We start from the raw sequence: 25,822 nt of genomic DNA, 5'->3' as shown, positions 1-25,822 counted from the left end.
CGCTTCCTTCGTACTCACCCTCTCGGGCTTTCCTCCGGGCGCTTCCCTTCGGTGTCTCCGACTCTATCAGATCCTTTTCCGATCCGATTTCCTCGGCGCCTTCCCGGTTCCCGCTTCCGCGTTTCCCTTTCCGGCGACTCCGACTTTATCAGAAGTTCTGAACCGATCCGATCGGTCATTCATTTCCGAATAGTCGGGGGCTCACTCGAAATCGTCGTTCCGAGGAGCAGATAGATGCTCACTGTCGCCTTCTGGGCCAAGGCCCATCTCCAGACAACTGTTTGAATCTACCTCCCCGCTCCAGCTGTGTCAACTGCTCTTGCGGGGCGAAGAGGAGACTAGCAGTCCTGGGGGTGTGCTCGCACATCAGGCGGCCGTCGGCACCGTGGCGCTGCGTTCGGCCGCCTCGACATCGCCCGTGTCCCCGGCGCGCGCGGCACGGCCGCCCAGGACGTAGACGTACCCGAGGAAGATCAGCTCGGCGCTGACTCCGATGGTTATGCGGGCCCAGGTGGGCAGGCCGGAGGGGGTGACGAAGCCTTCGATGGCGCCGGAGACGAAGAGGACCAGGGCGAGGCCGATCGCCATGCCCACGGCGGCTCGGCCCTCCTCGGCGAGGGCCGAGCGCCGGGTGCGCGGACCCGGGTCGATCAGAGTCCAGCCGAGACGCAGGCCGGTGCCGGCGGCGACGAAGACGGCGGTGAGTTCGAGCAGGCCGTGCGGGAGGACGAGACCCAGGAAGGTGTCGAGGCGGCCGGCCGACGACATCAGGCCGAAGCCGACTCCGAGGTTGAGCATGTTCTGGAAGAGGATCCAGATGACCGGCAGGCCCAGGAAGACGCCCAGGATCAGGCACAGGGCCGCGGCCCAGGCGTTGTTCGTCCACACCTGGGCGGCGAAGGAGGCCGCGGGGTGGGACGAGTAGTACGTCTCGTACTGGCCGCCCGGGCGGGTGAGCTCGCGCAGTTCGCCGGGGGCCGCGATGGTGGCCTGCACCTCGGGGTGCGTGCCGATCCACCACCCCAGAAGGGCTGCGACAGCCGTGGACAGGAGTGCGGTGGGCACCCACCAGTGGCGTGAGCGGTAGACGGCGGCGGGAAAACCGTGGCCGAGGAAACGCGTGACGTCGCGCCAGGAGGCGCGGCGGGTTCCTGTCACGGCGCTGCGCGCGCGTGCCACCAGTTGGCTGAGCCGTCCGGTCAGCTGCGGGTCCGGGGCACGGGACTGGATCAGGGAGAGGTGGGTGGCGGTGCGCTGGTAGAGGGCGACGAGCTCGTCGGCTTCGGCACCGGTCAGGCGGCGCCGGCGCTGGAGCAGGGCGTCGAGGCGGTCCCACTCCGCGCGGTGGGCGGAGACGAAGACGTCGAGGTCCATCGGTGTGCCTGCTCCTCGGCTGCTCGTCGGGATCGTCGTGGATCAGCTGGTCGCCCTGCGGCGCGATGTGCCCTCAGCTTGGCAGACTGATGTCGTCGAGGGCAGGTCGGGGAAGGGCGGCGGGCGTGAGCGAGCTGGTGACGGGCGAGGCGGTGGCGCTGGAGCTGCGCCCCGCGAGGCTGCCCAGCAGGGCGCTGGCGGTGTTGCTCGATCTGCTGGTGGCTGTCGGCGCCTACGTGGCGGTGACCATCGTCCTGGTCGCGTCCACCGCCTCCCTGGACGAGGCGGCGCAGACGGCGCTGTCGATCGCCGCGTTCGTGCTGCTGCTGGTGGGCGTGCCGGTCGCGGTCGAGACGCTGAGCCATGGACGGTCGCTCGGGAAGATGGTGTGCGGGCTGCGGGTGGTGCGGGACGACGGGGGGCCGATCCGGTTCCGGCATGCGCTGGTGCGGGGCGGGATCGGCGTGATCGAGATCCTGATGACCTTCGGGGTGGTGGCCTGCGTCGCCTCCCTCGTGTCGGCGCGTGGGCGGCGGCTCGGTGACGTGTTCGCGGGGACGCTGGTCGTCCGGGAGCGGGTGCCCGCCGCGCGGGCGGGTTCCGTGCCCCCTCCTCCGCCGTGGCTGGCCGGGCGGTTCTCGGGACTGGACCTGTCGGCGGTCCCGGACGAGCTGTGGCTGGCCGTTCGGCAGTACCTGACGCGGATGCGGCAGCTCGACCCGGAGGTGGGCCGGGTCATGGCGGAGCGGCTCGCGGGCGACCTCGCGGCGCGTACGGGGGCCCCGGCGCCGCAGGGCGTTCCGGCGGCGGCGTATCTGGCGGCGGTGCTGCGGGAACGGCAGGCGCGGGAGGCGCGGCGGGCCTTCGGAAGCGGTACGGCCGGGGACCTGGCAGCGGATGCCGGCGCGGTGGCCCCCGGTGCGGCGGCCGCGTCCGGGCCGGCCGCGGTGCGCCGTGCGGTGCCGTCCGCGCAGGCCGCCGCGCATGTCACGGGAGCGGAGCCGGGCGGCGGGCCCGGGACGCCGGCGGAACCGGCCGGTCCGTCCGCCCCGGCCGGTACGGCGGCCGGGGGCGGGGCCGCTGGGCCGCGGGAGGCGTCGGCGGGGGGCCGCCCCGCCACGGGGTTCGTGCCGCCGGCGTGACCCGCGGGCCGCGGCGCCGTGTCCGGGCGCCGGTCCGTACGGCGGGGTGCCGGTCCGCGGGACGGGCGGTGGCCGTCGGGGCGCGTGGCGGGCGGCTCCCGCCGCCCCCGCTCAGGGGAAGACGGACGGCGGTGACTCGAGGTCCTCCAGCTCGATGCCGGGCGCCGCGAGCACGACGTCACCGGCGATGTGCACGGTGTGCTGTTCGCCCGTGTCGAGAGCCGTGACCTGGTATTCGTCCACGGTCAGGGGGCCGTTGTCGGTGGCGTGTGCTTCTCTGTCCACCAGTGCCCAGGACTGGTCGACGGTGCGCGGGGCGAGGACCGGATCCGTGAAGGCCACGAGGCGTACGCGGGTCGCCGAGCCGGAAGGGGTGAGGTTCAGCAGACGGGCGGTGGCGACGAGAAAGGCCGGGGAGGCGCCGGTGAAGGCGTGGGCGCGCACATTGCCCTCCGTGGCGTGGGTCCCGGCGGGGTCGGTGCGGACCCAGGTGACGCCGTCCAGGGCGGCGCCGCGCACCTGCCAGTCGGCAGCGTGGAGTTCGAGGCGGATGGGGCGGCCGAGTCCGTCCAGGGCGAGGTCGACGGAGCCGCGGTGGTCGCCCGAGGGCGAGGTCAGCCGGGAGACGTAGCGCCAGCCGGAGGGGCCGACGGCGCACTGGAAGTGCTCGTCCGCGAGGGGGGTGTGATCGTGCGGATCGTGGAGCGAATAACGGCCGCGGGGCATGGAGGTCCTGGGTCGTGACGGGCTGGTCCGGCCACCGGTCGGGCCGACGGGGCAGGCCCCCGGCACGGGGGTGCGGGGGCCTGCCTCAAAGGAGCTGCCGCCGGGGAGCGCGTCAGTGCACGGACACGCTCGCGGCGGGCCGGGGCGCGCACTGCTCGCAGCGGGCCCGGGGTGCGCGCCGCGGCCGGGCGGCGAGCTCAGTAGCGGTAGTGGTCCGGCTTGTAGGGGCCCTCGACCTTCACGCCGATGTACTCGGCCTGCTCGGGGCGGAGCGTGGTCAGCTTCACGCCGAGCGCGTCGAGGTGGAGGCGGGCGACCTTCTCGTCGAGGTGCTTGGGCAGCACGTAGACGCCGGTCGGGTACTCGTCGGGCTTGGTGAACAGCTCGATCTGGGCCAGGGTCTGGTCCGCGAAGGAGTTGGACATCACGAACGACGGGTGACCGGTGGCGTTGCCCAGGTTCAGCAGGCGGCCCTCGGACAGGACGATGATCTTCTTGCCGTCGGGGAAGGTCCAGGTGTGGACCTGCGGCTTGATCTCTTCCTTGACGATGCCGGGGATCCTGGCGAGGCCGGCCATGTCGATCTCGTTGTCGAAGTGGCCGATGTTGCCGACGATCGCCTGGTGCTTCATCTTGGCCATGTCCGAGGCCATGATGATGTCCCGGTTGCCGGTCGTGGTGATGAAGATGTCGGCCGTCTCGACGACCTCGTCGAGAGTGGTGACCTGGTAGCCGTCCATCGCGGCCTGCAGGGCGCAGATCGGGTCGATCTCGGTGACGATCACGCGGGCGCCCTGTCCGCGCAGGGACTCCGCGCAGCCCTTGCCGACGTCGCCGTAGCCGCAGACGACCGCGGTCTTGCCGCCGATCAGGGTGTCGGTGGCGCGGTTGATGCCGTCGATCAGGGAGTGGCGGCAGCCGTACTTGTTGTCGAACTTCGACTTGGTGACGGCGTCGTTGACGTTGATCGCCGGGAACAGGAGGGTGCCCTCGCGCTGCATCTCGTACAGGCGGTGGACACCGGTGGTGGTCTCCTCGGTGACGCCGCGGATCTCGGACGCCAGCTGGGTCCACTTCTGCGGGTTCTCGCTGAGCGTGCGGGTCAGCAGTTCGAGGATGACGCGGTGTTCCTCGGACTCGGCGGTGTCGGGCGAGGGGACCTTGCCGTCCTTCTCGTACTCGACGCCCTTGTGGACCAGGAGGGTGGCGTCGCCGCCGTCGTCCAGGATCATGTTCGGGCCGCCGGTGGGGCTGTCCGGCCAGGTCAGGGCCTGCTCGGTGCACCACCAGTACTCCTGGAGGGTCTCGCCCTTCCAGGCGAAGACCGGGACGCCCCGCGGGTCGTCGGGGGTGCCGTTCGGGCCGACGGCGATGGCGGCCGCGGCGTGGTCCTGGGTGGAGAAGATGTTGCAGGAGGCCCAGCGGACCTGCGCGCCCAGGGCGACCAGGGTCTCGATGAGCACGGCGGTCTGCACGGTCATGTGCAGGGAGCCGGTGATGCGGGCGCCGGCGAGGGGCTGGGCCTCGGCGTACTCCTTGCGGATCGCCATCAGGCCCGGCATCTCGTGCTCGGCGAGGGTGATCTCCTTGCGGCCGAACTCGGCCAGGGAGAGGTCGGCGACCTTGAAGTCCTGTCGGTTCTCGACAGTCGTCATTACGAGCTGCTCCTCGGATTGGGTCGAGGTGGGTACGGCTGATCTGCGCGGCGGCGGACACAGGGGTGCCCGAGGAGGGCACAGGCATGCCCGCGTACGCGCAGCGCAGTCCGTCGGAGGCCCTCTCTCCCTCGGCCGGCCCGTGCCGGGACCGCCCGACCGCCATCAGCAGCGACGTCTGGCTCCGTCCCAAGCTACACCGGCGGCCCCCGTCGTCCCCAGTCCGCCTCCGCGCACATCAGGCCGATCACGGGGCGTGACCTGGGCCGGAGTCGGGTGGGTGTGGCGGGGATCGCAGATCGCCGCCGGTGCCGGCGGCATCGGGGCCGGTGCGGGCGGCGGTTCCCGTGGTGCGGGGCCGGCGGAAAGCCGACGGGGCCCGCCGGGAGTGCTCGGCGGGCCCCGTGCGGGCGGAGGTCAGTGTCCGGTGGGGTGCGGGGCCGGTCCGCCGGGGGCCGCCTCCGGGTCCGGGCCCTTGGCGGCCTCGGTCTCGCTGTAGATGTCCGGCTCCAGGTAGATGACGCGGGCGATCGGGACGGCCTCGCGGATGCGGGCCTCGGCGGCGTCGATGGCGGAGGCGATCTCGGTGGCCGTGTCGTCGTGCTGGACGGCGATCTTGGCGGCGACCAGGAGTTCCTCGGGGCCGAGGTGGAGCGTGCGCATGTGGATGATCCGGGTGACCGTGTCGCCGTCGACGAGGGCGGTCTCGATCTTCCGGACCTCCTCGGCGCCCGCGGCCTCGCCCAGCAGCAGCGACTTGGTCTCCACCGCCAGGACCAGCGCGATCACGATCAGCAGGACGCCGATGCAGAGGGTGCCGACGCCGTCCCAGACGCTGTCGCCGGTGAGCAGGGCGAGGCCGACGCCGCCGAGGGCGAGGATCAGGCCGATGAGCGCGCCGAGGTCCTCCAGGAGGACGACGGGCAGCTCGGGCGCCTTGGCGTGGCGGACGAACTCCTTCCAGGAGCGCTTGCCGCGCAGGGCGTTGGACTCCTTGATGGCCGTGCGGAAGGAGAACCCCTCGGCGATGATCGCGAAGACGAGGACGCCGACCGGCCAGTACCAGTGCTCCAGCTCGTGCGGGTGCTTGATCTTCTCGTAGCCCTCGTAGAGGGCGAACATGCCGCCGACCGAGAAGAGCACGATGGAGACGAGGAAGGCGTAGATGTAGCGTTCGCGGCCGTAGCCGAAGGGGTGCTGCGGGGTGGCCTGGCGCCGGGCGCGCTTGCCGCCGACCAGCAGCAGGGCCTGGTTGCCGGAGTCGGCGACCGAGTGCACGGACTCGGCGAGCATCGACGACGAGCCGCTGAAGAGGAACGCCACGAACTTCGCTGCCGCGATCGCGAGGTTGGCGGCCAGTGCCGCCACGATCGCCTTGGTACCGCCTGACGCGCTCATGTGTCCGCGTTGTCCCTTCGCCTTCGTACGTACGCTGTCCAGGCCTTTGCCCGTCCTTTGCCGGTGGGCCATTGTCGCAGCCCGGACCGGTGACGGCCCCTCAGACCGCCGTCACCGGGTCGTCAGGCGACGATCGTGGCCCGGAACACCGTACCTACCCCGGATACCCGGACTTTCTCGCCCGCCGGGACGAAGACGGACCGGCCCGGGGTCAGCTCGTGGTCGCCCGCCCGTACCGCACCCGCGGTGCAGAGCAGGATCTGCGGGGTGGTGAGGGTGAGGTCGTGGGCGGGGGCGCCCTCGGGCAGGACGTACCGGGACAGCCGGAACTCGTCGGTCGGGGTCTCGTAGACCTCCTCGCCGTCGGAGGACGCCTCCGGGCGCAGCACGCCGGGGTCGCTCGGCTCGAAGCGGACGACGCGCAGGAGTTCGGGGACGTCGACATGCTTGGGGGTCAGGCCGCAGCGCAGGACGTTGTCGGAGTTGGCCATGATCTCGACGCCGAGGCCGGCCAGGTAGGCGTGCGGGGCGCCGGCGCCGAGGTACAGCGCCTCGCCGGGCTGCAGCCGGACGTGGTTGAGCAGCATCGCGGCGATGACGCCCGGGTCGCCCGGATAGTGGTGGGCGATGCCGGCGTAGGGGGCGTAGGCGCCGCCGAGACGGGTGCAGGCGGCCGCGGCGGCGGCGACCGTGCGGGACATCTCCTCGCGGTCGGCGGTGAGGACCGCGGTGAGGACCTCGCGCAGGGCGGCGTCCTCGGGGCGGGCGTGCAGCAGGTCGACGTACGGCTTGAGGGAGTCGACGCCGAGGCCGTCGAGGAGGCCGGCCGCCCGGAGGGGGTCGCGGAAGCCGCACAGGCCGTCGAACTCGGTGAGGGCGCAGATCAGTTCGGGCTTGTGGTTGGCGTCCTTGTAGTTGCGGTGCGGGGCGTCCACGGGGACGCCGCGGCGCTCCTCGTCCGCGTAGCCGTGCCTCGCCTGGTCCAGGTCGGGGTGGACCTGGAGGGAGAGCGGGGCGCCGGCGGCGAGGATCTTCAGCAGGAAGGGCAGGCGGGGGCCGAACCTCGCCACGGCCTCGGGTCCCAGTTCGCGCTCCGGATCGGCCTCGATGACCTCCAGCAGCGTGCCGCGCCCGGTGCGCGAGGGTGCGCCCGGGTGGGCGCCCATCCACATCTCGGCCTGCGGCTCGCCGGTCGGCTCGACGCCGAGCAGCTCGGGGATGGCGGTGGTGGAACCCCAGGCGTAGGGGCGGATGGTGTTGTCGAGGCGGTCCATGGGGTTCTCTCTGCCGGTCGTGGGGTGCGGTGCTGGACGGGGTGCCGGGTGCGTCGTGCCGTTCCGGGGCCGTGGCGTGCCGGGCTCCCCGCGCGGCGTGCCGGGCTCCCCGCGTGCGGCGCGGGTGCTCGCGCGTACGGGGATCAGGACGCCCTGGGCAAGATCAGGCCCTTGAAGCGACCGCGAGGTAAACGGCGGCGAAATCCGTGATGGCGATCAGTTCCGCGAGGCTCTCCACCTCGCCGCCGGCCTCCGGCTCCAGCTCGCTGATCGGCGTGTCGTGGCCGAGGGCCAGGTCACGGGCGGCCGGGGCGGCGGTGAGGCTGCCGATCGGGCGGTCGCGGAGCAGCACCACGCGCGCGTGCAGGGCGGGCGGCTCCTCCACGCGGTCCCGGAAGAAGTCGTCCGGGTCGGCGCCGGCGGCGAGCGGGCCGGCGAGCAGGGCGCTGTGCGCGGCGAGCGCCTCGGGCAGTTCGGCGACGACGGCCGGGATGCCGGACAGTTCGGCGAGCGCGGACGCGAAGCGGCGGCCCGCCGGGCCGGCCGAGGTGCCCTCCGTCCAGATCAGCGGAAGCGCGTCGGCGAGCTCGGCGGCCAGGGTCTTGGCCGGGTTGCCGTACGTCGCGATGGCGGGCCCGCAGCGCTCGGCGACGAGGTCGAGGCGGTCGGCGACCTTCTCCAGGGCGTCGGGCGGGGCGGTGAGCAGGCCGGTGCGGTCGAGGAGGGCGAGGAACGGCGTGAGCAGGGCCCACAGGACGCCGGGTGCGGACGCGGCGAGGGGTTGTTCGTCCTGCTGCTCGTACGAGGCGGTGGCCATCGGGACGAACAGGCCGTGGGCGCCGCCGACCGCTTCGGCGAGCGGACTGTGGGCGGGGGCGACGGCGACGACGGTGCAGCCGCGGCGGTAGGCCTGCTCGGCGAGCAGGGACAGGCCCGGCTCGGTGCCGTCGGGCGTGGCGATCAGCAGCAGGTCCACCGAGCCGGCCCAGCCGGGGAGTTCCCAGCGCAGGGCGCCCGCGGCCGGGGCGACGCCGGTGGGGGCGAGGCGGATGACGGGGCTGCCGGCGCCGGCGAGGGTGCCGAGCAGGTCGGCGGTGTGGGTGGCGGCGGCGCCGGGGCCGGCGATCAGGACGGCGCGGGGGCGGCCGTCGGGCTTGAGGTCGTTGACGCCGGCCTCGGCGCAGAGCCGGGCGGCGGTGCGGACGCGGGCGCCGGCCTCGGCGGCGCCGCGGAGCAGGCCGCGGTGGTCGGCCTCGGCCAGGCCCTCCGGGGAGTCGAGCAGCGATTCGTCGAGCATGGGCAACAGTCTCCGATCGCCGGGGTCCGTTACGGCGGTGTCCTGCGGCGTGTCCGTCACACCGGGTCCGTCCGTCCCGGGTGTGCCTGTCCGGGTGGGTTCACACCGGCTGTCCGGTGTGCGGGTGCCGGGGTGTGCGCCGGGGTGTGCGCCCGGGGCTCACGCCGGGCGGCGGGCCTCGTCGACGAGGAGGACGGGGATGCCGTCGCGGACGGGGTACGCCAGGCCGCAGTCCTGGCCGGTGCAGATCAGCTCGGTGTCCCGCTCCTCGAGGGAAGCGTGGCAGGCCGGGCAGGCGAGGATCTCCAGGAGGCCGGCTTCGAGCGGCATGAGGGTTCCCTTCGGGCGGGGTGTGCGGCTGGTGCGGATGCGCCTGGTCAGCGTACCGCCGGTGGGGGCGGGACGGCGGTGTCGGGCGGGTGCGCGGCCGGCGGCGGGGGCCGTCCGGCGCGGCCCGCCGGGCCCGCCGCCGCCGTGCGCCCCGGCCGGGCAGCGGCCTGTCATCCCCGGATGATCGCCAGCGCCTCGTCCCTCACCTTGGTCATCGTCGCCTCGTCCCGGGCCTCCGCGTTCAGGCGCAGGAGGGGTTCGGTGTTGGACGGGCGGACGTTGAACCACCAGTCGGCGGACGAGACGGTCAGGCCGTCCAGGTCGTCCAGGGTGACGTCCTCGCGGCCCTCGTACGCGGCGCGGATCGCGGCGAGGCGGGCCGTCTGGTCGTCGACCGTGGAGTTGATCTCGCCCGAGCCGGCGTACCGGTCGTACCGGTCGACGAGGGCGGACAGGGGCTTGTCCTGTCCGCCGAGGGCCGCGAGGACGTGCAGGGCGGCCAGCATGCCCGTGTCGGCGTTCCAGAAGTCGCGGAAGTAGTAGTGCGCGGAGTGCTCGCCGCCGAAGATCGCGCCGGTGCGCGCCATCTCGGCCTTGATGAAGGAGTGGCCCACGCGCGTGCGGACCGGCGTGCCGCCGTTCTCCCGCACCACCTCCGGCACCGACCGGGAGGTGATCAGGTTGTGGATGATCGTGCCCCGGCCGCCGTGCCGGGCGAGTTCGCGGGCGGCCACCAGGGCCGTGATCGCCGACGGGGGGACCGGGTCGCCGTTCTCGTCGACGACGAAGCAGCGGTCGGCGTCGCCGTCGAAGGCGAGGCCGAGGTCGGCGCCCTCCTGCCGGACCCGCTGCCGGAGGTCGACGAGGTTGGCCGGGTCGAGGGGGTTGGCCTCGTGGTTGGGGAAGGTGCCGTCCAGTTCGAAGTACATCGGGACGACGGTCAGGGGCAGGCCGGCGAAGACCGCGGGGACGGTGTGGCCGCCCATGCCGTTGCCCGCGTCGACGACGACCTTCAGGGGGCGGACGGAGGTCAGGTCGACCAGGGAGCGCAGGTGCGCCGCGTAGTCCTCCAGCGTGTCGCGCCGTGTGACCGTCCCCGGCCGGGCCGCCGGCCGCGGGGCGCCCGACTCCGTCCACCGGCGCACCAGGTCGCGGATCTCCGCCAGGCCGGTGTCCTGGCCGACCGGGGCGGCGCCCGCGCGGCACATCTTGATGCCGTTGTACTGCGCCGGGTTGTGCGAGGCCGTGAACATCGCGCCCGGCAGGTCCAGCGCGCCCGAGGCGTAGTAGAGCTGGTCGGTGGAGCACAGGCCGATCTCGGTCACGTCGGCGCCGCGCGCCGCCGCCCCGCGCGCGAAGGCCCGGGACAGGCCCGGGGAGGAGGGCCGCATGTCGTGTCCGGTGACGAGGGCGCTCGCGTCGGTCACCTGGACGAAGGCCGCCCCGAAGAGTTCGGCCAGCGCCTCGTCCCACTGGTCCGGGACCACTCCGCGTACGTCGTACGCCTTCACGATCTGCGACAGATCAGCAGCCACGGCCACCCCTCCTGGAATTCCTGTCGGTCAGCACAAACTACCCGCAGGCGCCGTCGGCCCGCCGGGCGATCACCGACCGGGCGCACGGCCGTGCCGAGTGGGCGCACGGCCGTGGTCTTCGAGGTGGGACGGCTTCCCGGATCTCCCGGGCCGGGCGGTGTCCGGGCGGGCGCCGGCGAGCTTTGGCCGGCGGCGGTCGGGCGCAGCACGGGCGACGGGGCCGGGCTCCGGAGCAGCAGGTCCCCTCGCGGCCCGTCGGGCCGGCGGCCGCGCAGGCGATGGTGGGGTTCCGCGGCGGGATCGTCCCGCCCGGCGCGCCGGGAGGGGAGTGCCGTGCTCAGTTGTCGGGCGACCGCAGCACCCGCAGGTGCCCGCGCCGCGCGACCTCCATCGGATCGGCGCCGCGCGCCCCGCCGCCGGCCCCCGCGGCCCGCTCCTGGGGCCGGGCCGCCTCGCGCACGGCGTTGGCGAGTGCTTCCAGGTCGTCCCCGCTGGGCCGAGCGGGCGCCGAGCCGTCGAGCAGCCGGACGACCTCCCAGCCGCGCGGGGCGGTGAGGCGCTCGGAGTGCTCGGCGCACAGGTCGTAGCAGTGGGGTTCGGCGTAGGTGGCGAGCGGGCCGAGGACCGCGGTCGAGTCGGCGTAGACGTACGTCAGCGTCGCGACGGCGGGACGGCCGCAGGCGGTGCGCGAACAGCGACGTACAGGGCTCACGATGTTGGACGGTACCGCACTCTTGAGCGGGCCGCGACGACTCTCCACCAGGTCACTCCACCGTGTCGTGCTGTGAGAAGCCCCACACGCTCTTCTGAACATACCTCGCTGACCTGCCCGGACAACGCTTTCCGAGCGATCGGCCGTCTTCAGACTCGATCACATTCCGCCGCAAACAGCGCCATTTGCCCTGAGGGCCACGGTCTCGGAGAGATATGGAATCGAGCCCAACCTTGGCTGGAATGGTCATCCTGCGACACGCGGTGCGGACCGGCCGGGGCCGTGCGCGGCCGGGCGAGCGGCCCCGGCGGGGACTACCCTGCACAGTGATGGACAACCCCGTGACGCCCCGTGCCGCCGGCCCCGGGCCCCGCCGCCGTGACCGCCACGGCCGGGGCATGCGCGGCCCGATCGCACCGCCGCAGGTACCTCTCGCCGCGAGCCGCGCCGAGGCGTTCGCGGACCTGGTGCAGGACTCCGTGGAACGCCTGGAGCGGCGGTGGCCGCAACTCGCCGACATCGACTTCCTGGTCCTGGAGGTGCCGCGGCTGGACGGCCCCGGCCGGTCCTGGAACGACGAGGCGGTGCCCCTGGGCGGCACGGTCCCCGCGCGGGACGGCCGTCCCGCGCGGGTGGTCGTCTACCGGCGGCCGGTCGAGATCCGCAGCAAGGGGCGCGACGAGCGGGCGGCCCTGGTGCACGAGGTCGTCGTCGAGCAGGTCGCCGAGCTCCTGGGACTGACGCCGGAGACGGTGGACCCGCGGTACGACGAGGACTGAGCCGCCGCTTCCCCTCCGGCGGCCGGGCGCCCCCGGAGGGGACGGGCGCCGTCCCCGGAGGGAACGGGCGCCCGCGCCTACTCCTGCAGCACCGACAGGTCCTCGTCCGCCACCGGCACCGAGACCGTCCCCCGGTCGTCCGGCAGGGTCTGCACGGTGAACGCCGGTACGCCGTCCCACGTCGCCGTCAGGGTCCGGGAGGCGTACACCGGGCCGCCCGACAGGGGCTCGACGGTCAGCGCGTACGTGCCCTTCAGGCCGCTCGGCACCGGCGGCGCGACGTCCTGGGTCGTGCCGGCCCTGATCGTGTACGTCCTCGAGACCGGCGTGCCGCCCTCGCTCCCGGCCGACGCGGTGACCCGGACCTTCGCGGCACGCCCGGGCGCCGCCAGGGACAGCGTCGAGCCCTTGCCGCTGTTGGCCGCCGCCGTCGCCCGCGTCCCGGCCGGCGCGGTCGCCGGGATGAACGCCGACTCCTGCTCGGCGCCCTCGCCCCGCACGACCCGTACCGCGGCGACCACCGGCACGCTCCGGTCCGTGGGGGTCAGCACCAGCGACCCGGCCTCGCCCCGCGTGACGTCCCCGAGGTCCACGGCGGTCGTCATGCCCGCCTTCACCCGGACCGTCTCGTGCCCGGCCGGGGTGATCAGCCCGGACGGCGAGGCGAGCCGCACCTTCAGGTCGGCGTCGGCGTCGCCGGGCGTGAACACCACCAGCCGTACGGCCGCGGCGTCCTTGGGGACGCCCGGCAGCACGAGGCTGCCGGCCGGGTCCGCGGACGCGGCCAGCCAGTCGCCGCCGGTCTTGTCGTCCAGGGCCTGCACGGCGGCCCCGATCCGCCCGCTGCGGACGCTGACGTGCACGGTGAGGTCGGTCCGCTCCTCGTCGGTGAGCGTGGACAGCAGGACCGCCTCGCCGGCGTGCGGCTGGACCGTGATGCCCTCCCCCACCGTCGACTCCAGGGCGCCGTCCTCGCCGTAGAGCTCGATGTCCACCACGGCGGCCGAGTCGTCGGGGTTGGTCAGGTGCACGTAGTCGGTGCGGCCGGCCGCCGTGGCGGCGCCCGGGAACCAGAACTCCGTGTCGGGCGCGGTGCAGCCGACGCCCTGCAGCCCCCGCCCGGTCCCCGCGGTGACCTCGGTGGTCTGCTGCACGGTCCAGCCGGGGGCGAACCGCCCCTGCGCGGTGCCGATGAGCGCGGGCGTGTCGGCGCCGGAGGTCTCCCCGGTGGCGGGCGTGCCGGGCGCCTTCGGCGTCAGGACGGGCGTGCCGGTCCTCTCGTCGTCGGCCTTCCCGTCCCCGCCGCCGTCCGCCGGCTCCAGCCGGGCCTCGCCCCCGCTCTCCGCGCCCTTCGTGACGGGCGTGAAGGACGTGTACGAGGTCTCGGCGAGGTCGGAGGAGCTGGGCGCGGGGCACAGCAGGCTGGTGCGTTCCACGGGCAGCCGGGCGGCCGGCCGGGCGGTGTCCTCGCCGGGGGCGTCCGGCGGGGACACCGCGGCGAATCCGGTGACGGCGGCGAGCGCGGTCGCGCCGGCGATCAGGGACAGGGTGGTGCGGTTCACTGCTGGCTCCCGTCGGGACGCTCACTGCCCGTGCCGTGGGGGTGGTGCGGCCGCGCCGGGTCGTAGGGCGGCGCTCCCGGCGCCTGGTGGCCCTGGTCGTACGGCCGGCCGTAGGTCTGGTCGTACGGGCCCGCCGGGGACTGGCCGCCGTAGGCGTACGGGTCGTACGGGGCGCCCTGGTAGGGGTCCGCCTGGTACGGGTCGCCCTGGTACTGCTGCCCGTACGCGTCCGCCGGGTACGGCCCGCCGGGGTACTGCCCGTCGCCGTAGGTCTCGCCGGCGTAGGTCTCGCCGGTGTGGCTCTCGCCGCCGTAGGTGCCGTACTCGGCGCCGGTGCGATCCGCCGGGGCCCACTCGTCGTGGGTCTGTCGCGGCGGGACCGTCACGGGTGCCTCCGCCTGCCCGGGGGCCGGCGGCTCCCCGGCGCGGTCCGCCTCCTCGGCCTCGGCCTGGGCGCGCAGGCGGCGGGCGCGGCGGCCCTCGCCGGCCGCGGCCTGGGCGGGGATCACCGGCTCCTCGGGCAGGTCGTCGTCGACGTCGCGGCGGCGGCCGGGCAGGGCGAGCACGACGAGGACGACGGCGAGCAGGCCCTGCGTCCACAGCCACGCGGTGTGGCCGGCCGGGTCGTCGTAGGTGACGTCGAGCTGTCCGCCCGAGGCGGGGAGTTCGAAGCCCTGGGCCCAGCCGTCGACGGTGGTGGGGGTGAGCGGCTTGCCGTCCAGGGTGGCGGTCCAGCCCTCGGCGGCGGCGTCGGCGAGGCGCAGCACGCGCCCCCGGGCACCGGCCGGGACGGTGGTGTGGATCTCGACGGGCCCGGCGGCGACGGGCCGTGCCTCGCCCGAGCCGGCTCCGGACACGATCGTCGCCCGCGCCACCTCCTGGTCGACCCGCCACAGCGCCCCGCCGTCCTGCTGGCTGAGCCGGGTCAGGCCGGGCGTGGCGTCCAGCACCCGGGTGACCTCGCGCGGCGCGCCCCGGTGGACCAGGACGTACCGCACGGCGAAGCCGCCGAGCTGGTCGGCCTGGTCGGCGCCGGAACCGGCGACGAGGTTGGCGACGACCTTGTCCAGCCTGTTGTTCCCGCCGTCGGCCGCGGCGAGTTCGGCGTCGCCCATCCGCGCCCCGGAGCCGCGCACCAGCACGTAGCCGACGCGGGCGGCGGAGTCGCTGTGCAGGACGAGGGTGCGGGCCTGGTCGCGGGTGCCGCTCTCCTCGGCGACGAACGCGGGCACCTGTACGGGGTCGCGCCGCTCCAGCGGGCCGTCGGCGCCCCGGATCATCCAGCCGGCGGCGACGAGCAGCGGGCCCGCGGCCGACGCGAGGGCGATCAGCGCGGCCACCGGCTGCCGCCAGCCGAAGCTCTGCTCGGCGACCCGCGCGCGGGCCCCGTCGGCGCCGAGGGCCGCGGCGGCCAGCAGGGCGATGCCGTAGACGAGGCTCGCGGGCCCGGCCCAGGCGGAGCCGTTGGACAGGACCGCGAAGACGAGGCCCACCAGGGCGACCGCCCAGGCCGTCCGGATGCCCGACTGGCGCTCGGAGCGCAGCAGGGCGGCCAGCGCGGCCAGGACGACGCCGATGAGCATCGGCCCGCCGACCGTGCCGGGGCCGCCGGGGCTCGCGCCGAGCAGGTCGAGGGCGGAGGCGGCCGAGGCGCCGTACTCCAGGCCGGCCTCCTGGAAGAAGCCGAACGGCAGCAGCGTCAGCGACCAGGGGGCGAGCAGCAGCAGCGGCGTGCCCAACTGGGCCAGGAAGCGCAGGCCGTGGGCGGCGAGGTCGCCGCGGCGCACGGCCAGCAGGCCGAGGCCCAGGACCAGCGCGACGGGCCACACGACGGGCGTGAACGCGGTGGTGATCGTCAGCAGCAGCGCGTACGCCCAGGTGGCCCGCCAGCTGCCGCGCGTGCCCGGAGGGCCCGCGAGTCCGCTCGCCGCGACGCCCGCGCGCCCCAGGAGCGGCAGCAGCACGGCCAGCACGGCGGTGCCGATGCGGCCGCCGGCGAGCGCGCCGGTGGCGGCGGGCAGGAAGGCGTAGCCGACGGCCGCCCACGCGCGCAGCAGCCGCGAGGGGACGAGGGGGCGGGAGGCGAAGTAGGCGGTGAGGCCGGCCAGCGGCACCGAGCCGACCAGCAGGACGGTGACGGCGAGTCCGGTGGAGCCGAGCAGCACGGAGGCCAGCAGGGCCACGATCGCGAGGTAGGGCGGCGCGGACGAGGTGCCGCCGGTGCCCACCGCGTGCCAGGAGTCCAGGTACCGCGCCCACAGCTCGCCCGAGTCGGCCGGGGCGGGCAGCAGGGCGCCGCCCGCGAGCGCGCCGCCGCCCAGGAGCTGGCGGCAGGCGACGAGGGAGACGAGCAGCAGCACCAGGAAGAGCACCGGGCCGGGCTTGCGGGCGATGCGCTTGAGCCGGGCGAACTGCTCGACCTCCAGGAAGTCCGCGTCGTCGCCGCCGGGTCCCGACTCGACGGCGCCGCCGTGCCGTCCCGCTCCGGAGGCGGACTCCGGGTCGGAGCGGCCGACGAGGTTGCCGGCGACCTGTTCGACGGTGACGCGGACGGTGGCGCCGGGCGGCGGGAACAGCGCCCGCAGCTCGGCCTTGTCGATCTGCGGGCGGCCCCGGCTGCGCCGCCCGGCCAGGATCCGCTCGGGCCGCAGCAGAACGCCCATCAGGCCGCGGATCTCGTCGACGGCCTGCCCGGGGACCTTGCCGACGAGGTAGGCGACGGTGCGCAGCAGCGTGCCGAGCACCAGCCGCAGCAGCACCCAGGGCAGCGCGGCCGTACGGGCGTTGACGAGCAGGGTGTAGGCCGCGCCCGCCTTGTCGACCTTGTGCGGGGAGGCGGCGGTGCGGCCCACGCAGTCGACGGTGCGGCGCTCGCGGGAGGCCGCCTCGGCGTGGCGTACGACCGCCTCGGGGGCGACCAGGACGCGGTACCCGGCGGCGTGCGCGCGCCAGCACAGGTCGACGTCGTCGCGCATCAGGGGCAGCCGCTGGTCGAACCCGCCGAGCCGGTCGAAGACGTCGCGGCGGACCAGCATGCCGGCGGTGGACACCGCCAGTACGGGCCGGACGTGGTCGTGCTGGCCCTGGTCCTGTTCGCGGCGGTCCAGACCGGTCCAGCGGCGGCCGGAGTTGGCGATGGAGACGCCGACCTCCAGCAGTTGCCGGCGGTCGTACCAGCCGCGCAGCTTGGGGCCGACGACGGCGACGTCGTCGCGGCCGAGTTCGTACTCGTTGTCCACGACCCTCAGCAGCTGGGCGAGGGCGTCGGGTTCGGGGGCGCAGTCGTCGTGCAGCAGCCACAGCCACTGGACCGGCTCCCCGTACGGCAGCTCGGGCAGGTCGTAGGCGTCGTCGCGCCAGGTGCGCGTGACGGGGTCCCAGCCGCTCGGCCGCTTCAGGTAGGGCAGTTCCTCCGGGGTGAGGACGGGCGCCGTGCGGTTGCACTCCTCGACGGCCTGGCCGAACCCGGTGCGCCGGGCCAGGTGCAGCACCCGGTCGGCGCCGAGGGCGTCGGCGACCAGCCGGGCGGAGTCGTCCGCGCTGCCGGTGTCGGCCGCGACGACGTACTGGGCGGGGCGCTCCTGGCCGAGCAGCCCGGCGAGCGCGTCGGGCAGCCAGCGGGCGCCGTCGTGGGAGACGAGGACCGCGGTCACCACATGACGCGGGAACTCGGGCGGGCGGGCCGGGTCGAACCCGGCTGCGGCAGCAGTGTCGTGATGGGCTGCCGGGTGGCTGTGCACGGACATCGAGGTACGGGCCCCGGTTCGATGGACTGCGGTGGACGCCTGTGCCCTGCGGGGGCAGCGGGGCGTCTCGGACGAGCGACCACACTATCGGCAGTCCGATCGGGGTGGCGCGCAGCGCCTCGACGGGGGGCGGCGGCCGGGAACGGGCGGGCACGCCGCGGCCCGCCGCCTGTGGACAACCCACCCGCGACGGGCCGTTCGCGACGTGTCCGGCCGGTCCGCGCGTCCGACGGGTCCACGGGGGATCCGTGCCGCGGCCCGGACGGCGGCCTTCCTCGGCCGGCGGTCCTCTCAGACGGCGGCCTTCTTCAGCCGGCGGCGTTCCCGCTCGGACAGGCCGCCCCAGATGCCGAAGCGCTCGTCGTGGGCGAGGGCGTACTCGAGGCACTCGGAGCGGACCTCGCAGGCGAGGCAGACCTTCTTGGCCTCGCGGGTGGAGCCGCCCTTCTCGGGGAAGAAGGACTCGGGGTCGGTCTGGGCGCACAGCGCGCGCTCCTGCCAGCCGAGTTCCTCGTCCGCGTCGTCGACCAGCAGTTGCTGCACCAGCTCGGTCATGTGCGCCCCTCGTCCGTCTTTCGCGTCCCCGTGATGTAGCCGTTACCGATCCCGGCTGAACGACACGAGTGAAATTACAAGTGTGCTGCTCCGGGCGAGTCAAGCCGGGATCTGCTATTGGGCTCCTTATTCACTCTGCGGAACCAAGGCCATGCAGAAAGTGTTGAAATCGGCATAAACCTTGACACGCAGACCAGGCCGCCGCGAGCCCTGGCCCCGTACAGAGGCTGTACGGGGAAGGACGCCCGGCGGTTCGATCCCGTTCCGACACACGCGCCGAAGCGAACCGGATCACAGTCGGATCACGGGATCGCAACGGAGCTTGCGTGCCCGGATGGACGCCGTGTGTCCCGAGAACCGCCCGAGCAAACCTTTCACCTAAAAGACCAACCGGATGAGGGGAAACACATCCCCCATATCGGGCGTCGAGTTGACAGGGGAGGTGTGAGCCGCTGTCCTAGTGGGCATGCTCGCGAACCCGGCACTCACCCCGACCCGCTCCGCCGGGTCCCACGGTGCTGCCCGCGCTCGCTGTAGCTGTTGCTGTTCCAGCTGTTGAGCCCGCCCGCCCCCGACTCCGTTGGAGCGGGAGGCACCCCCGTGCTCCGGCTGCCCCCGGGTCCACCCGACCCGGCCGCTTCCTCCCACGCCCGGACCAGGGCTTCCCCGTCCCCCGCGACCCGGGCGGACGGTACGCGGCCCCGCCGCCCCCCACGCTTCCGCACTCTTCCGCCGAGGAACCCACCCCACCCATGAACAGCGACAGCGACCTGCAGATCGCCGGCGACATCCTCGAAGTCCCGCACCTCCTCCAGGCACCGCGCGAGCACCCGGCCACCGTCGCCGAGTTCGCCGGCCTGGCCCGCTCCATCGCCGCCGACCGCGCCCAGTGGGAACACCTCGTCCGCTACGACGCCGTGACGCGCTGGTACCACCGGCTGCGCGCCGTCCCCCGGGCGCCCGGCCCCGCCCACGCCGGAAAGGCCCCGGCCGGCTACGAGGTCTGGCTGTTGTCCTGGGTGCCCGGACAGGGCAGCGGACTGCACGACCACGGCCCCTCCTCCGGCGTCCTGACGGTCCTGGAGGGCACGCTGACCGAGCGCACGGAGCGCGGCGAGCGCGCGCTCGGGCCCGGAGCGCAGCGGGTCTTCGCGCCGGGATACGTGCACGAGGTGGTGAACGACGCGCTGGAGCCGGCCGTCAGCCTGCACATCTACTACCCGGGCCTGACGCGGATGCCGATGCACGCCTCCCCGCACTGCGAGGCCCGGATCGCGCCGGGCGCCGTGACCGCCTGACGCGGCGCCGCGCCCGCCCGCCGGGCGCCCCCGCCCGACGACCGGCCACCACCCGTCAACGGGCCGGCCCGGCGGCTGACACACTGGTGCAATGCGCATTGTGGTTCTGGCAGGCGGCATCGGCGGTGCCCGGTTCCTGCGCGGTCTGAAGCGGGCCGTGCCGGACGCGGACATCACGGTCATCGGCAACACCGGGGACGACATCCACCTCTTCGGGCTGAAGGTCTGCCCGGACCTCGACACGGTGATGTACACGCTCGGCGGCGGCATCGACGAGGAGCAGGGCTGGGGCCGGGCCGACGAGACCTTCCACCTCAAGGAGGAGCTCGCGGCGTACGGCGTGGGGCCGGAGTGGTTCGGGCTCGGCGACCGGGACTTCGCCACGCACATCGTCCGCACGCAGATGATCGGCGCCGGCTATCCGCTGAGCGCCGTCACCGAGGCCCTGTGCGACCGCTGGAAGCCGGGGGTCCGCCTCATCCCCATGTCCGACGACCGCGTCGAGACCCATGTCGCCGTCGAACTGGACGGCGAGCGCAAGGCGATCCACTTCCAGGAGTACTGGGTGCGGCTGCGGGCCTCGGTCCCCGCCGAGGCGGTCGTGCCGGTCGGCGCGGAGCAGGCCAAGCCGGCGCCGGGCGTCCTGGAGGCGATCGCCGAGGCGGACGTCGTCCTCTTCCCGCCCTCCAACCCGGTCGTCTCCATCGGCACGATCCTCGCCGTGCCCGGCATCCGCGAGGCGATCGCCGACGCCGACGTGCCCGTCGTCGGCCTCTCCCCCATCGTCGGGGACGCGCCCGTGCGCGGAATGGCCGACAAGGTGCTCGCGGCGGTCGGCGTGGAGGCCACGGCGGCGGCGGTCGCCGAGCACTACGGCTCGGGCCTGCTGGACGGCTGGCTCGTCGACACCGTCGACGCGGCCGCCGTGGCGCGGGTCGAGGCGGCCGGGATCCGCTGCAGGGCGGTGCCGCTGATGATGACCGACGTCGACGCGGCCGCGCGGATGGCCCGCGAGGCGCTGGCGCTGGCCGAGGAGGTGCGGGCGTCTTGAGCGGCGGCGAGGCCCCCGGCTACCGGGTCTGGGCCGTGCCCGGCCTGCCCGAGATCCGGCCCGGCGACGACCTGGCCAAGCTGATCGCGGCGGCCGAGCCCGCCCTGGCCGACGGCGACGTGCTGCTCGTCACCTCGAAGATCGTCTCCAAGGCGGAGGGGCGGATCGTCCGGGCCGCCGACCGGGAGGCCGCGATCGACGCCGAGACCGTGCGGGTCGTGGCCCGCCGCGGCCCCCTGCGCATCGTCGAGAACCGTCAGGGCCTCGTCCTGGCCGCGGCCGGCGTCGACGCCTCCAACACCCCCGCCGGGACGGTGCTGTTGCTGCCCGAGGACCCGGACGCGTCCGCGCGGGCCATCCGGGAGGGGCTGCGGAGCGCCCTCGGCGTCACCGTCGGCGTCGTCGTCACCGACACCTTCGGACGCCCCTGGCGCTCGGGGCTCACGGACGTCGCGATCGGCGCCGCCGGGGTGCGCGTCCTCGACGACCTGCGCGGGGGCACGGACGCGCACGGCAATCCGCTCAGCGCCACCGTCGTCGCCACGGCCGACGAACTCGCCGCCGCCGGCGACCTGGTCAAGGGCAAGGCCGCCGGGCGGCCCGTCGCCGTCGTGCGCGGGCTGGGGCACGTGGTGGCCGAGGAGGACGGGGAGGGGGCACGGGCCATGGTGCGCGGAGCGCGCGACGACATGTTCCGTCTGGGCACCTCCGAGGCGATCCGCCAGGCGGTGACCCGGCGCCGCACCGTGCGGTCGTTCACGGACGAACCCGTCGACCCGGAAGCCGTACGGCGGGCGGTCGCCGCCGCCGTGACGGCGCCGGCCCCGCACCACACCACGCCGTGGCGCTTCGTCCTGCTGGAGTCCGAGGAGTCCCGCACCCGCCTGCTGGACGCGATGCGGGACGCCTGGATCGCCGACCTGCGCCGGGACGGCCGGACCGAGGAGTCCATCGCCCGGCGCGTCCGCCGCGGGGACGTCCTGCGCAACGCGCCCTACCTGGTGGTCCCCTGCCTGGTCATGGACGGCTCCCACACCTACGGCGACGCGCGGCGCGACGGCGCGGAGCGGGAGATGTTCGTGGTGGCCGCCGGGGCCGGGGTGCAGAACTTCCTGGTGGCGCTGGCCGGCGAACGGCTCGGATCGGCGTGGGTGTCGTCGACGATGTTCTGCCGGGACGTCGTCCGGCGGGTGCTGGACCTGCCGGACGACTGGGACCCCATGGGGGCCGTCGCGGTCGGCCACCCCGCCGAGGAGCCCCGGCCGCGCCCGGAGCGGAACGCGGAGGCGTTCATCGAGGTGCGGTGACGCGCCCACCCCCCAAGACACCCCGGCTCCCGAGGACTCCACCGTGGCAGGACGTTTCGCCCCCCGCCCCCCGCACGCGCCCGTGCGCGGCGGGTACGCCGCCGCACCGGCCGGGGCGCCGGCGAAGGTGCGGACGTGGGTGCCGGACGAGCCGCTGGACCTCGGGCTGGTACTCGGGCCGCTCCGGCGCGGCCCGGCCGACCCGACGTTCCGGGCGATGCCGGACGGGTCCGTGTGGCGGGCCAGCCGGACGCCCGCCGGGCCGGGGACGCTGCGGGTGTCCGCACACGGTGCGGAGGTCCGCGGCGAGGCCTGGGGGCCGGGCGCCGAATGGCTCCTGCACCATCTGCCCGAACTGCTCGGCGCCGCCGACGACCCGTCCGCGTTCGCGCCCCGGCACCGGCTGCTGGCGCTGGCCCGGCACCGGCGGCCGGGGCTGCGGCTGACGCGGACCGGGCTGGTGCTGGAGTCGCTGATCCCGTCGGTCCTGGAGCAGAAGGTCACCACGGCCGAGGCGTACCGGGCGTGGCGGCTGCTCGTCCGCCGGTACGGCGACCCGGCGCCGGGTCCGGCGCCCGGACGGATGTACGTGATGCCGGCGCCGCGCACCTGGGCGCTGATCCCCTCCTGGGAGTGGCACCGGGCGGGCGTCGACGACAAGCGGGCGTCCACGATCCTGCGGGCGGTACGGGTCGCCGCGCGGCTGGAGGAGACCGTGCGGATGGAGCCGGCGGCGGCGCAGGCGCGCCTGGAGGCCGTGCCGGGGATCGGTCCGTGGACCTCGGCGGAGACGGTCCAGCGCAGCCACGGCGCACCGGACGCGGTGACGGTCGGGGACCTGCACCTGCCGGGGATCGTGGGATGGGCGCTGGCCGGCGACCGGCACGCCGACGACTCCCTGATGCTGGAACTGCTGGAGCCGTACGCCGGACAGCGGCACCGGGCGGCCCGGCTGATCCTGCTGAGCGGCCGGACACCGCCGAGACGGGCCCCGCGGATGCCGGTGGGGGACATCCGGGGGCTGTGACAGCCCCCGCGGCCACCGGCCGCGGGGCCGCGCGCCGCTTCCCCGCACGCCCGGTCCCGCCGCCGGAGGACCGCGCCCCGCGCACCCGCGGCCGCCCACGACCGGAGGGCCGGGGGCCGCCCCTCGCCCACCGGGCCTACTGGTCCGAGGAGAACCGCACCGCCCCCGCCGGAATCCGCGCGTCGCACCACACCCGGGCGCCCTCGCGCAGTTCGTTGTCCGCGCCGACCACCGCGCCGTCCCCTATCACCGTCCCGGTCAGGACGGCCCGCTCCCCGACCCGGGCCCGCGTGCCGATGAGGGAGTCCGTGATGACGGCGCCGGGCTCGATGACGGCCCCCGGCAGGATCGTGCTGCCGAACACCCGTGCGCCCTCCGCCACGAACGCCCCCTCGCCCACCACCGTCCCGCCCGCCAGCTTGGCGTCGGGCGCGACGGTCGCCGTCGGCAGGATCAGCCGGTCCCCGCAGCGGCCGGGCACCGCCGGGGACGGCGCCCGCCCCAGCACCAGATCCGCCGAGCCCCGGACGAACGCCGCCGGCGTGCCCAGGTCCAGCCAGTACGTCGAGTCGACCATGCCCTGCAGGTGCGCCCCGGCCGCCAGCAGGTCCGGGAACGTCTCCCGCTCCACCGACACCGGCCGCCCCGCCGGGATCGTGTCGATGACCGAGCGGCGGAAGACGTACGCCCCCGCGTTGATCTGGTCGGTGACGATCTCCTCCGGTGTCTGCGGCTTCTCCAGGAACGCCAGCACCCGGCCCGTGTCGTCCGTCGGCACCAGTCCGTACGCCCGCGGGTCCGTCACCCTCGTCAGGTGCAGGGACACGTCCGCGCCCGTCTCCTCGTGCGTCCGCACCAGGGCCCTGATGTCCAGCCCCGTCAAGATGTCCCCGTTGAAGACCAGCACCGGATCGTCCGGACCCGAGTGCAGGCGCGCCGCCACGTTGCGGATCGCGCCGCCCGTCCCCAGCGGCTCCTCCTCCGTCACGTACTCGAGGTGGAGTCCCAGTGACGAGCCGTCGCCGAAGTACGGTTCGAAGACCTCGGCCAGATAGGACGTGGCGAGCACGATGTGCTCCACGCCCGCCGCTCTCGCCCGCGCCAGCTGGTGCGTGAGGAACGGCACCCCCGCCGCCCTGACCATGGGCTTGGGCGTGTGCACCGTGAGCGGGCGCAACCGTGTGCCCTTGCCGCCGACCAGGAGGATCGCTTCTGTCACCTGTCGTCTCTGCTTCCTGCCGGGACCGGCCGAACTGCCTTTCGACCGGCCAGTGTATGCAGACCGTTCCGTGGCGCCCTCGATGGCCGTGCGGTGTCCCGCCCCTGCCCCCCGACGGCGGTGAACGTGCTCTTCGGTGCCGGTACCGGCCCGCCCCCGCCGGGTGCGGCGCCCCCTCCCCCGAGGACGCCGGTCCGGCCGCCCTCAGCGCCCTTGGTGGCGGGCCGCCGCGGAGCGGACCGTACCGAGTTCGCGGTAGAGCCGTCCGCCGGGGCACTCCGTGGCGAAGCCGTCCCGATGACCGGAGATCACGTTCAGTCGTACGTTCATGCCTTTTCGGTAGAGATTGCCACCAGCGGACTTCAGGTATGTCATGCCCCGCGGATTCATCCCGTGGAACCCGAGCTTCCAGGCGGTCAGCCGGGCGACGCTCCGCACCGCGGCGGAGGGCGGCTCGGCGGAGCCGAAACTGCCGAGCACGGCGATGCCCGTGCTGTCGCCGTTGAAGCCGAGGGTGTGCGCGCCCATGACCGGCTGCGCCACGCCCCCGGCCCGGCCCTCGTAGATCTTTCCGCACTTGTCGACGAGGAAGTTGTAGCCGATGTCCCGCCAGCCCATGCTCCTGACGTGGTAGCGGTAGATACTGCGAATGATCGAAGGGGCCTGCTCGCAGCGGTAGTTGTTGCCGGAGGCGGTGTGGTGCACGAACGCCGCCGCGACCTTCTTCGTGTAGCGGAACCCCTTCTCGCGCAGCGTCTCGTCCGCGCCCCAGCCGCGCCGCGTGACGATGCGCGGGCGCGGGCCGATGTACGGCTTCGCCCGCTGCTGCTCCGTCAGCTCGTCGGCGCGCAGCCGGAACAGCTCGGCCTCGGTCTCGGCGCGGCCGAGTTCCGGGATCTCGGTGGCGCCGAGCGACGCGAGGCCGGCGTTGGCGGCGGAGGCGGCGAGGGCCTCGGTCTCCCCGGCGCCGGAAGCGGCCTGCCCGGCGCCGGGAACGCCACCGGTGCCGGATGCGCCGTCGCCGCCGGCCGCCGCGCCGGTGCCCGGCGTGGCGGTGGCGCCGGGGCCGGCCGGGGTGCCGTCCGCGGGCGGGGCGTCCTCGCCGGGGTCGACGAGTTCGAGGCGCAGCCCGCCGGGGAGCGGGTCCGCGGCGGGCGCGGTCCCCGGGCCCGGACCGACCCGGTCCCGGCCGCCCGTACGGTGGCCGCTCCCGGGCCGGACGCGGATCTCCACGCCGTCCGAGTCCCCCACCCACAGCGGGGCCGTGGCGCCGCGCACCCGGCCCGACGCGCGCTCGGCCGTGCCGGGGTCGGCCGCGTGCTCGGCGTTGTGCGTCTCGACGTCCCGCCAGCCGGACCAGGTGCCGGTGCCGGCGGCGCGGGTGCGGACCTGGACGCGGGCGCGCAGTTCGGCGGCGGGGTCGTTCCAGACGACGCCGACGAGCGAGAAGTGCCGTACGGCACGGCGGGGCAGGCCCTGGACGACGGCGCCGGAGGCGCGGTCGCGGGCGAGGGGCTCCAGGGGCAGCGACTGGGTGCTGCCGGGAACGCGCGACGCGGCCGGCCGCCCCGCGGACGCGGCCGCTTTCGCACCGGGCCCCGCTCCCGCGGTCGCGGGCGGGGCGAGGGGGACGGCGAGGGCGGCCGCGCAGGCGACGCCGATCGAGGAGGCAAGGAATCCAGGCATGCCCCTGATCATGGACATACCCATACAAGTCTGTCTATCCGGACATTGACCGGCCGTCGGGCCGGTTCCCCCGAACCGGTGGCCGGTCCGTGGCGAACCGGTGACGGCCCGCGGGCCGGCGAGTGGGTGCGCGGGCCCGCGCCCGCGTA

At 74.8% G+C, this 25,822-nt stretch carries 20 protein-coding genes; 6 read left to right on the top strand and 14 right to left on the bottom strand.

Annotated features, from left to right (window positions below):
• Nucleotides 1-366: 366 nt before the first annotated feature.
• Nucleotides 367-1,374 carry a stage II sporulation protein M gene (locus tag ABD363_RS25105; protein WP_344607401.1) on the bottom strand — a complete coding sequence of 336 codons (1,008 nt, stop codon included), beginning with the start codon at nt 1,372-1,374 and terminating at the stop codon, nt 367-369.
• Nucleotides 1,375-1,499: 125 nt separating this feature from the next.
• Between ABD363_RS25105 and ABD363_RS25100 the strand changes: the two genes are divergently transcribed.
• On the top strand, nt 1,500-2,516 hold the full coding sequence (locus tag ABD363_RS25100; RefSeq protein WP_344607399.1) for an RDD family protein: 1,017 nt from the start codon (nt 1,500-1,502) through the stop codon (nt 2,514-2,516).
• Nucleotides 2,517-2,627: 111 nt separating this feature from the next.
• On the opposite strand, the gene ABD363_RS25095 is transcribed toward ABD363_RS25100, so the two are convergent.
• The 8 genes from ABD363_RS25095 to ABD363_RS25060 all read right to left on the bottom strand — a co-directional run bounded on the left by ABD363_RS25095 (nt 2,628) and on the right by ABD363_RS25060 (nt 11,491).
• The gene (locus ABD363_RS25095; protein WP_344607397.1) at nt 2,628-3,242 is read right to left on the bottom strand and encodes a hypothetical protein; all 615 of its coding nucleotides are present in this window, start codon (nt 3,240-3,242) and stop codon (nt 2,628-2,630) included.
• A 197-nt stretch (nt 3,243-3,439) separates the two neighbouring features.
• A complete protein-coding gene (gene ahcY / locus ABD363_RS25090; protein ID WP_344607395.1) occupies nt 3,440-4,897 on the bottom strand; it encodes an adenosylhomocysteinase in 1,458 nt (485 codons plus the stop codon).
• Nucleotides 4,898-5,314: 417 nt separating this feature from the next.
• Nucleotides 5,315-6,295, bottom strand: a complete 981-nt coding sequence (locus ABD363_RS25085; protein WP_344607393.1) for a cation diffusion facilitator family transporter — start codon at nt 6,293-6,295, stop codon at nt 5,315-5,317.
• A 122-nt stretch (nt 6,296-6,417) separates the two neighbouring features.
• The gene (gene manA / locus ABD363_RS25080; protein ID WP_344607391.1) at nt 6,418-7,569 is read right to left on the bottom strand and encodes a mannose-6-phosphate isomerase, class I; all 1,152 of its coding nucleotides are present in this window, start codon (nt 7,567-7,569) and stop codon (nt 6,418-6,420) included.
• Nucleotides 7,570-7,732: 163 nt separating this feature from the next.
• On the bottom strand, nt 7,733-8,866 hold the full coding sequence (locus ABD363_RS25075; protein WP_344607389.1) for an SIS domain-containing protein: 1,134 nt from the start codon (nt 8,864-8,866) through the stop codon (nt 7,733-7,735).
• 159 nt (nt 8,867-9,025) lie between these two features.
• A complete protein-coding gene (locus tag ABD363_RS25070; protein ID WP_344607387.1) occupies nt 9,026-9,196 on the bottom strand; it encodes a Trm112 family protein in 171 nt (56 codons plus the stop codon).
• Nucleotides 9,197-9,366: 170 nt separating this feature from the next.
• Nucleotides 9,367-10,731, bottom strand: coding sequence for a phosphomannomutase/phosphoglucomutase (locus tag ABD363_RS25065; RefSeq protein WP_344607385.1), 1,365 nt, complete (start codon nt 10,729-10,731; stop codon nt 9,367-9,369).
• Nucleotides 10,732-11,068: 337 nt separating this feature from the next.
• A complete protein-coding gene (locus ABD363_RS25060) occupies nt 11,069-11,491 on the bottom strand; it encodes a DUF3499 domain-containing protein (RefSeq protein WP_344607383.1) in 423 nt (140 codons plus the stop codon).
• Nucleotides 11,492-11,772: 281 nt separating this feature from the next.
• On the opposite strand from ABD363_RS25060, the gene ABD363_RS25055 reads away from it, so the two are divergent.
• Nucleotides 11,773-12,222, top strand: coding sequence for a metallopeptidase family protein (locus ABD363_RS25055; RefSeq protein WP_344607381.1), 450 nt, complete (start codon nt 11,773-11,775; stop codon nt 12,220-12,222).
• A gap of 77 nt (nt 12,223-12,299) precedes the next feature.
• Here ABD363_RS25055 and ABD363_RS25050 read toward each other — a convergent pair whose 3' ends face one another.
• From ABD363_RS25050 to ABD363_RS25040, 3 genes are all read right to left on the bottom strand, one after another.
• Nucleotides 12,300-13,784, bottom strand: a complete 1,485-nt coding sequence (locus ABD363_RS25050) for a DUF5719 family protein (protein WP_344607379.1) — start codon at nt 13,782-13,784, stop codon at nt 12,300-12,302.
• On the bottom strand, nt 13,781-17,530 hold the full coding sequence (locus ABD363_RS25045; RefSeq protein WP_344607378.1) for a glycosyltransferase: 3,750 nt from the start codon (nt 17,528-17,530) through the stop codon (nt 13,781-13,783). Before ABD363_RS25045 ends, ABD363_RS25050 begins: the two co-directional genes overlap by 4 nt.
• A gap of 291 nt (nt 17,531-17,821) precedes the next feature.
• Nucleotides 17,822-18,085 carry a WhiB family transcriptional regulator gene (locus ABD363_RS25040; protein ID WP_006134669.1) on the bottom strand — a complete coding sequence of 88 codons (264 nt, stop codon included), beginning with the start codon at nt 18,083-18,085 and terminating at the stop codon, nt 17,822-17,824.
• Nucleotides 18,086-18,837: 752 nt separating this feature from the next.
• Between ABD363_RS25040 and ABD363_RS25035 the strand changes: the two genes are divergently transcribed.
• The 4 genes from ABD363_RS25035 (at nt 18,838) to ABD363_RS25020 (ending at nt 22,768) form a co-directional block, all read left to right on the top strand.
• Nucleotides 18,838-19,383 carry a cysteine dioxygenase gene (locus tag ABD363_RS25035; RefSeq protein ID WP_344607374.1) on the top strand — a complete coding sequence of 182 codons (546 nt, stop codon included), beginning with the start codon at nt 18,838-18,840 and terminating at the stop codon, nt 19,381-19,383.
• 91 nt (nt 19,384-19,474) lie between these two features.
• Nucleotides 19,475-20,434, top strand: coding sequence for a 2-phospho-L-lactate transferase (gene cofD, locus ABD363_RS25030; RefSeq protein ID WP_344607372.1), 960 nt, complete (start codon nt 19,475-19,477; stop codon nt 20,432-20,434).
• Nucleotides 20,431-21,741 carry a coenzyme F420-0:L-glutamate ligase gene (locus ABD363_RS25025; RefSeq protein ID WP_344607370.1) on the top strand — a complete coding sequence of 437 codons (1,311 nt, stop codon included), beginning with the start codon at nt 20,431-20,433 and terminating at the stop codon, nt 21,739-21,741. Before cofD ends, ABD363_RS25025 begins: the two co-directional genes overlap by 4 nt.
• Before the next feature lie 43 nt (nt 21,742-21,784).
• Nucleotides 21,785-22,768, top strand: a complete 984-nt coding sequence (locus tag ABD363_RS25020; protein WP_344607368.1) for a DNA-3-methyladenine glycosylase family protein — start codon at nt 21,785-21,787, stop codon at nt 22,766-22,768.
• A gap of 136 nt (nt 22,769-22,904) precedes the next feature.
• Here the strand turns inward: ABD363_RS25020 and manB are convergent, their stop codons facing one another.
• Both manB and ABD363_RS25010 read right to left on the bottom strand, forming a co-directional pair.
• Nucleotides 22,905-23,987: a mannose-1-phosphate guanylyltransferase gene (manB, locus tag ABD363_RS25015; RefSeq protein WP_344607366.1), complete on the bottom strand. Its 1,083-nt coding sequence runs from the start codon at nt 23,985-23,987 to the stop codon at nt 22,905-22,907.
• A gap of 204 nt (nt 23,988-24,191) precedes the next feature.
• On the bottom strand, nt 24,192-25,673 hold the full coding sequence (locus ABD363_RS25010; protein ID WP_344607364.1) for a peptidoglycan recognition protein family protein: 1,482 nt from the start codon (nt 25,671-25,673) through the stop codon (nt 24,192-24,194).
• Between the last annotated feature and the right edge of the window lie 149 nt (nt 25,674-25,822).

Origin of the sequence: Streptomyces glaucus (genome assembly GCF_039533365.1) — a bacterium.
In the GTDB taxonomy this organism is placed as follows: domain Bacteria; phylum Actinomycetota; class Actinomycetes; order Streptomycetales; family Streptomycetaceae; genus Streptomyces; species Streptomyces glaucus.
This window is presented reverse-complemented; position numbering and strand designations above follow the sequence as displayed.

Coding starts and splice junctions, on each gene's coding strand:
- ABD363_RS25105 (WP_344607401.1), bottom strand. CDS start 1,374: ATGGACCTCGACGTCTTCGTCTCCGCCCACCGCGCGGAGTGGGACCGC.
- ABD363_RS25095 (WP_344607397.1), bottom strand. CDS start 3,242: ATGCCCCGCGGCCGTTATTCGCTCCACGATCCGCACGATCACACCCCC.
- ahcY (WP_344607395.1), bottom strand. CDS start 4,897: ATGACGACTGTCGAGAACCGACAGGACTTCAAGGTCGCCGACCTCTCC.
- ABD363_RS25085 (WP_344607393.1), bottom strand. CDS start 6,295: ATGAGCGCGTCAGGCGGTACCAAGGCGATCGTGGCGGCACTGGCCGCC.
- manA (WP_344607391.1), bottom strand. CDS start 7,569: ATGGACCGCCTCGACAACACCATCCGCCCCTACGCCTGGGGTTCCACC.
- ABD363_RS25075 (WP_344607389.1), bottom strand. CDS start 8,866: ATGCTCGACGAATCGCTGCTCGACTCCCCGGAGGGCCTGGCCGAGGCC.
- ABD363_RS25070 (WP_344607387.1), bottom strand. CDS start 9,196: ATGCCGCTCGAAGCCGGCCTCCTGGAGATCCTCGCCTGCCCGGCCTGC.
- ABD363_RS25055 (WP_344607381.1), top strand. CDS start 11,773: ATGGACAACCCCGTGACGCCCCGTGCCGCCGGCCCCGGGCCCCGCCGC.
- ABD363_RS25045 (WP_344607378.1), bottom strand. CDS start 17,530: ATGTCCGTGCACAGCCACCCGGCAGCCCATCACGACACTGCTGCCGCA.
- ABD363_RS25040 (WP_006134669.1), bottom strand. CDS start 18,085: ATGACCGAGCTGGTGCAGCAACTGCTGGTCGACGACGCGGACGAGGAA.
- ABD363_RS25035 (WP_344607374.1), top strand. CDS start 18,838: ATGAACAGCGACAGCGACCTGCAGATCGCCGGCGACATCCTCGAAGTC.
- cofD (WP_344607372.1), top strand. CDS start 19,475: ATGCGCATTGTGGTTCTGGCAGGCGGCATCGGCGGTGCCCGGTTCCTG.
- ABD363_RS25010 (WP_344607364.1), bottom strand. CDS start 25,673: ATGCCTGGATTCCTTGCCTCCTCGATCGGCGTCGCCTGCGCGGCCGCC.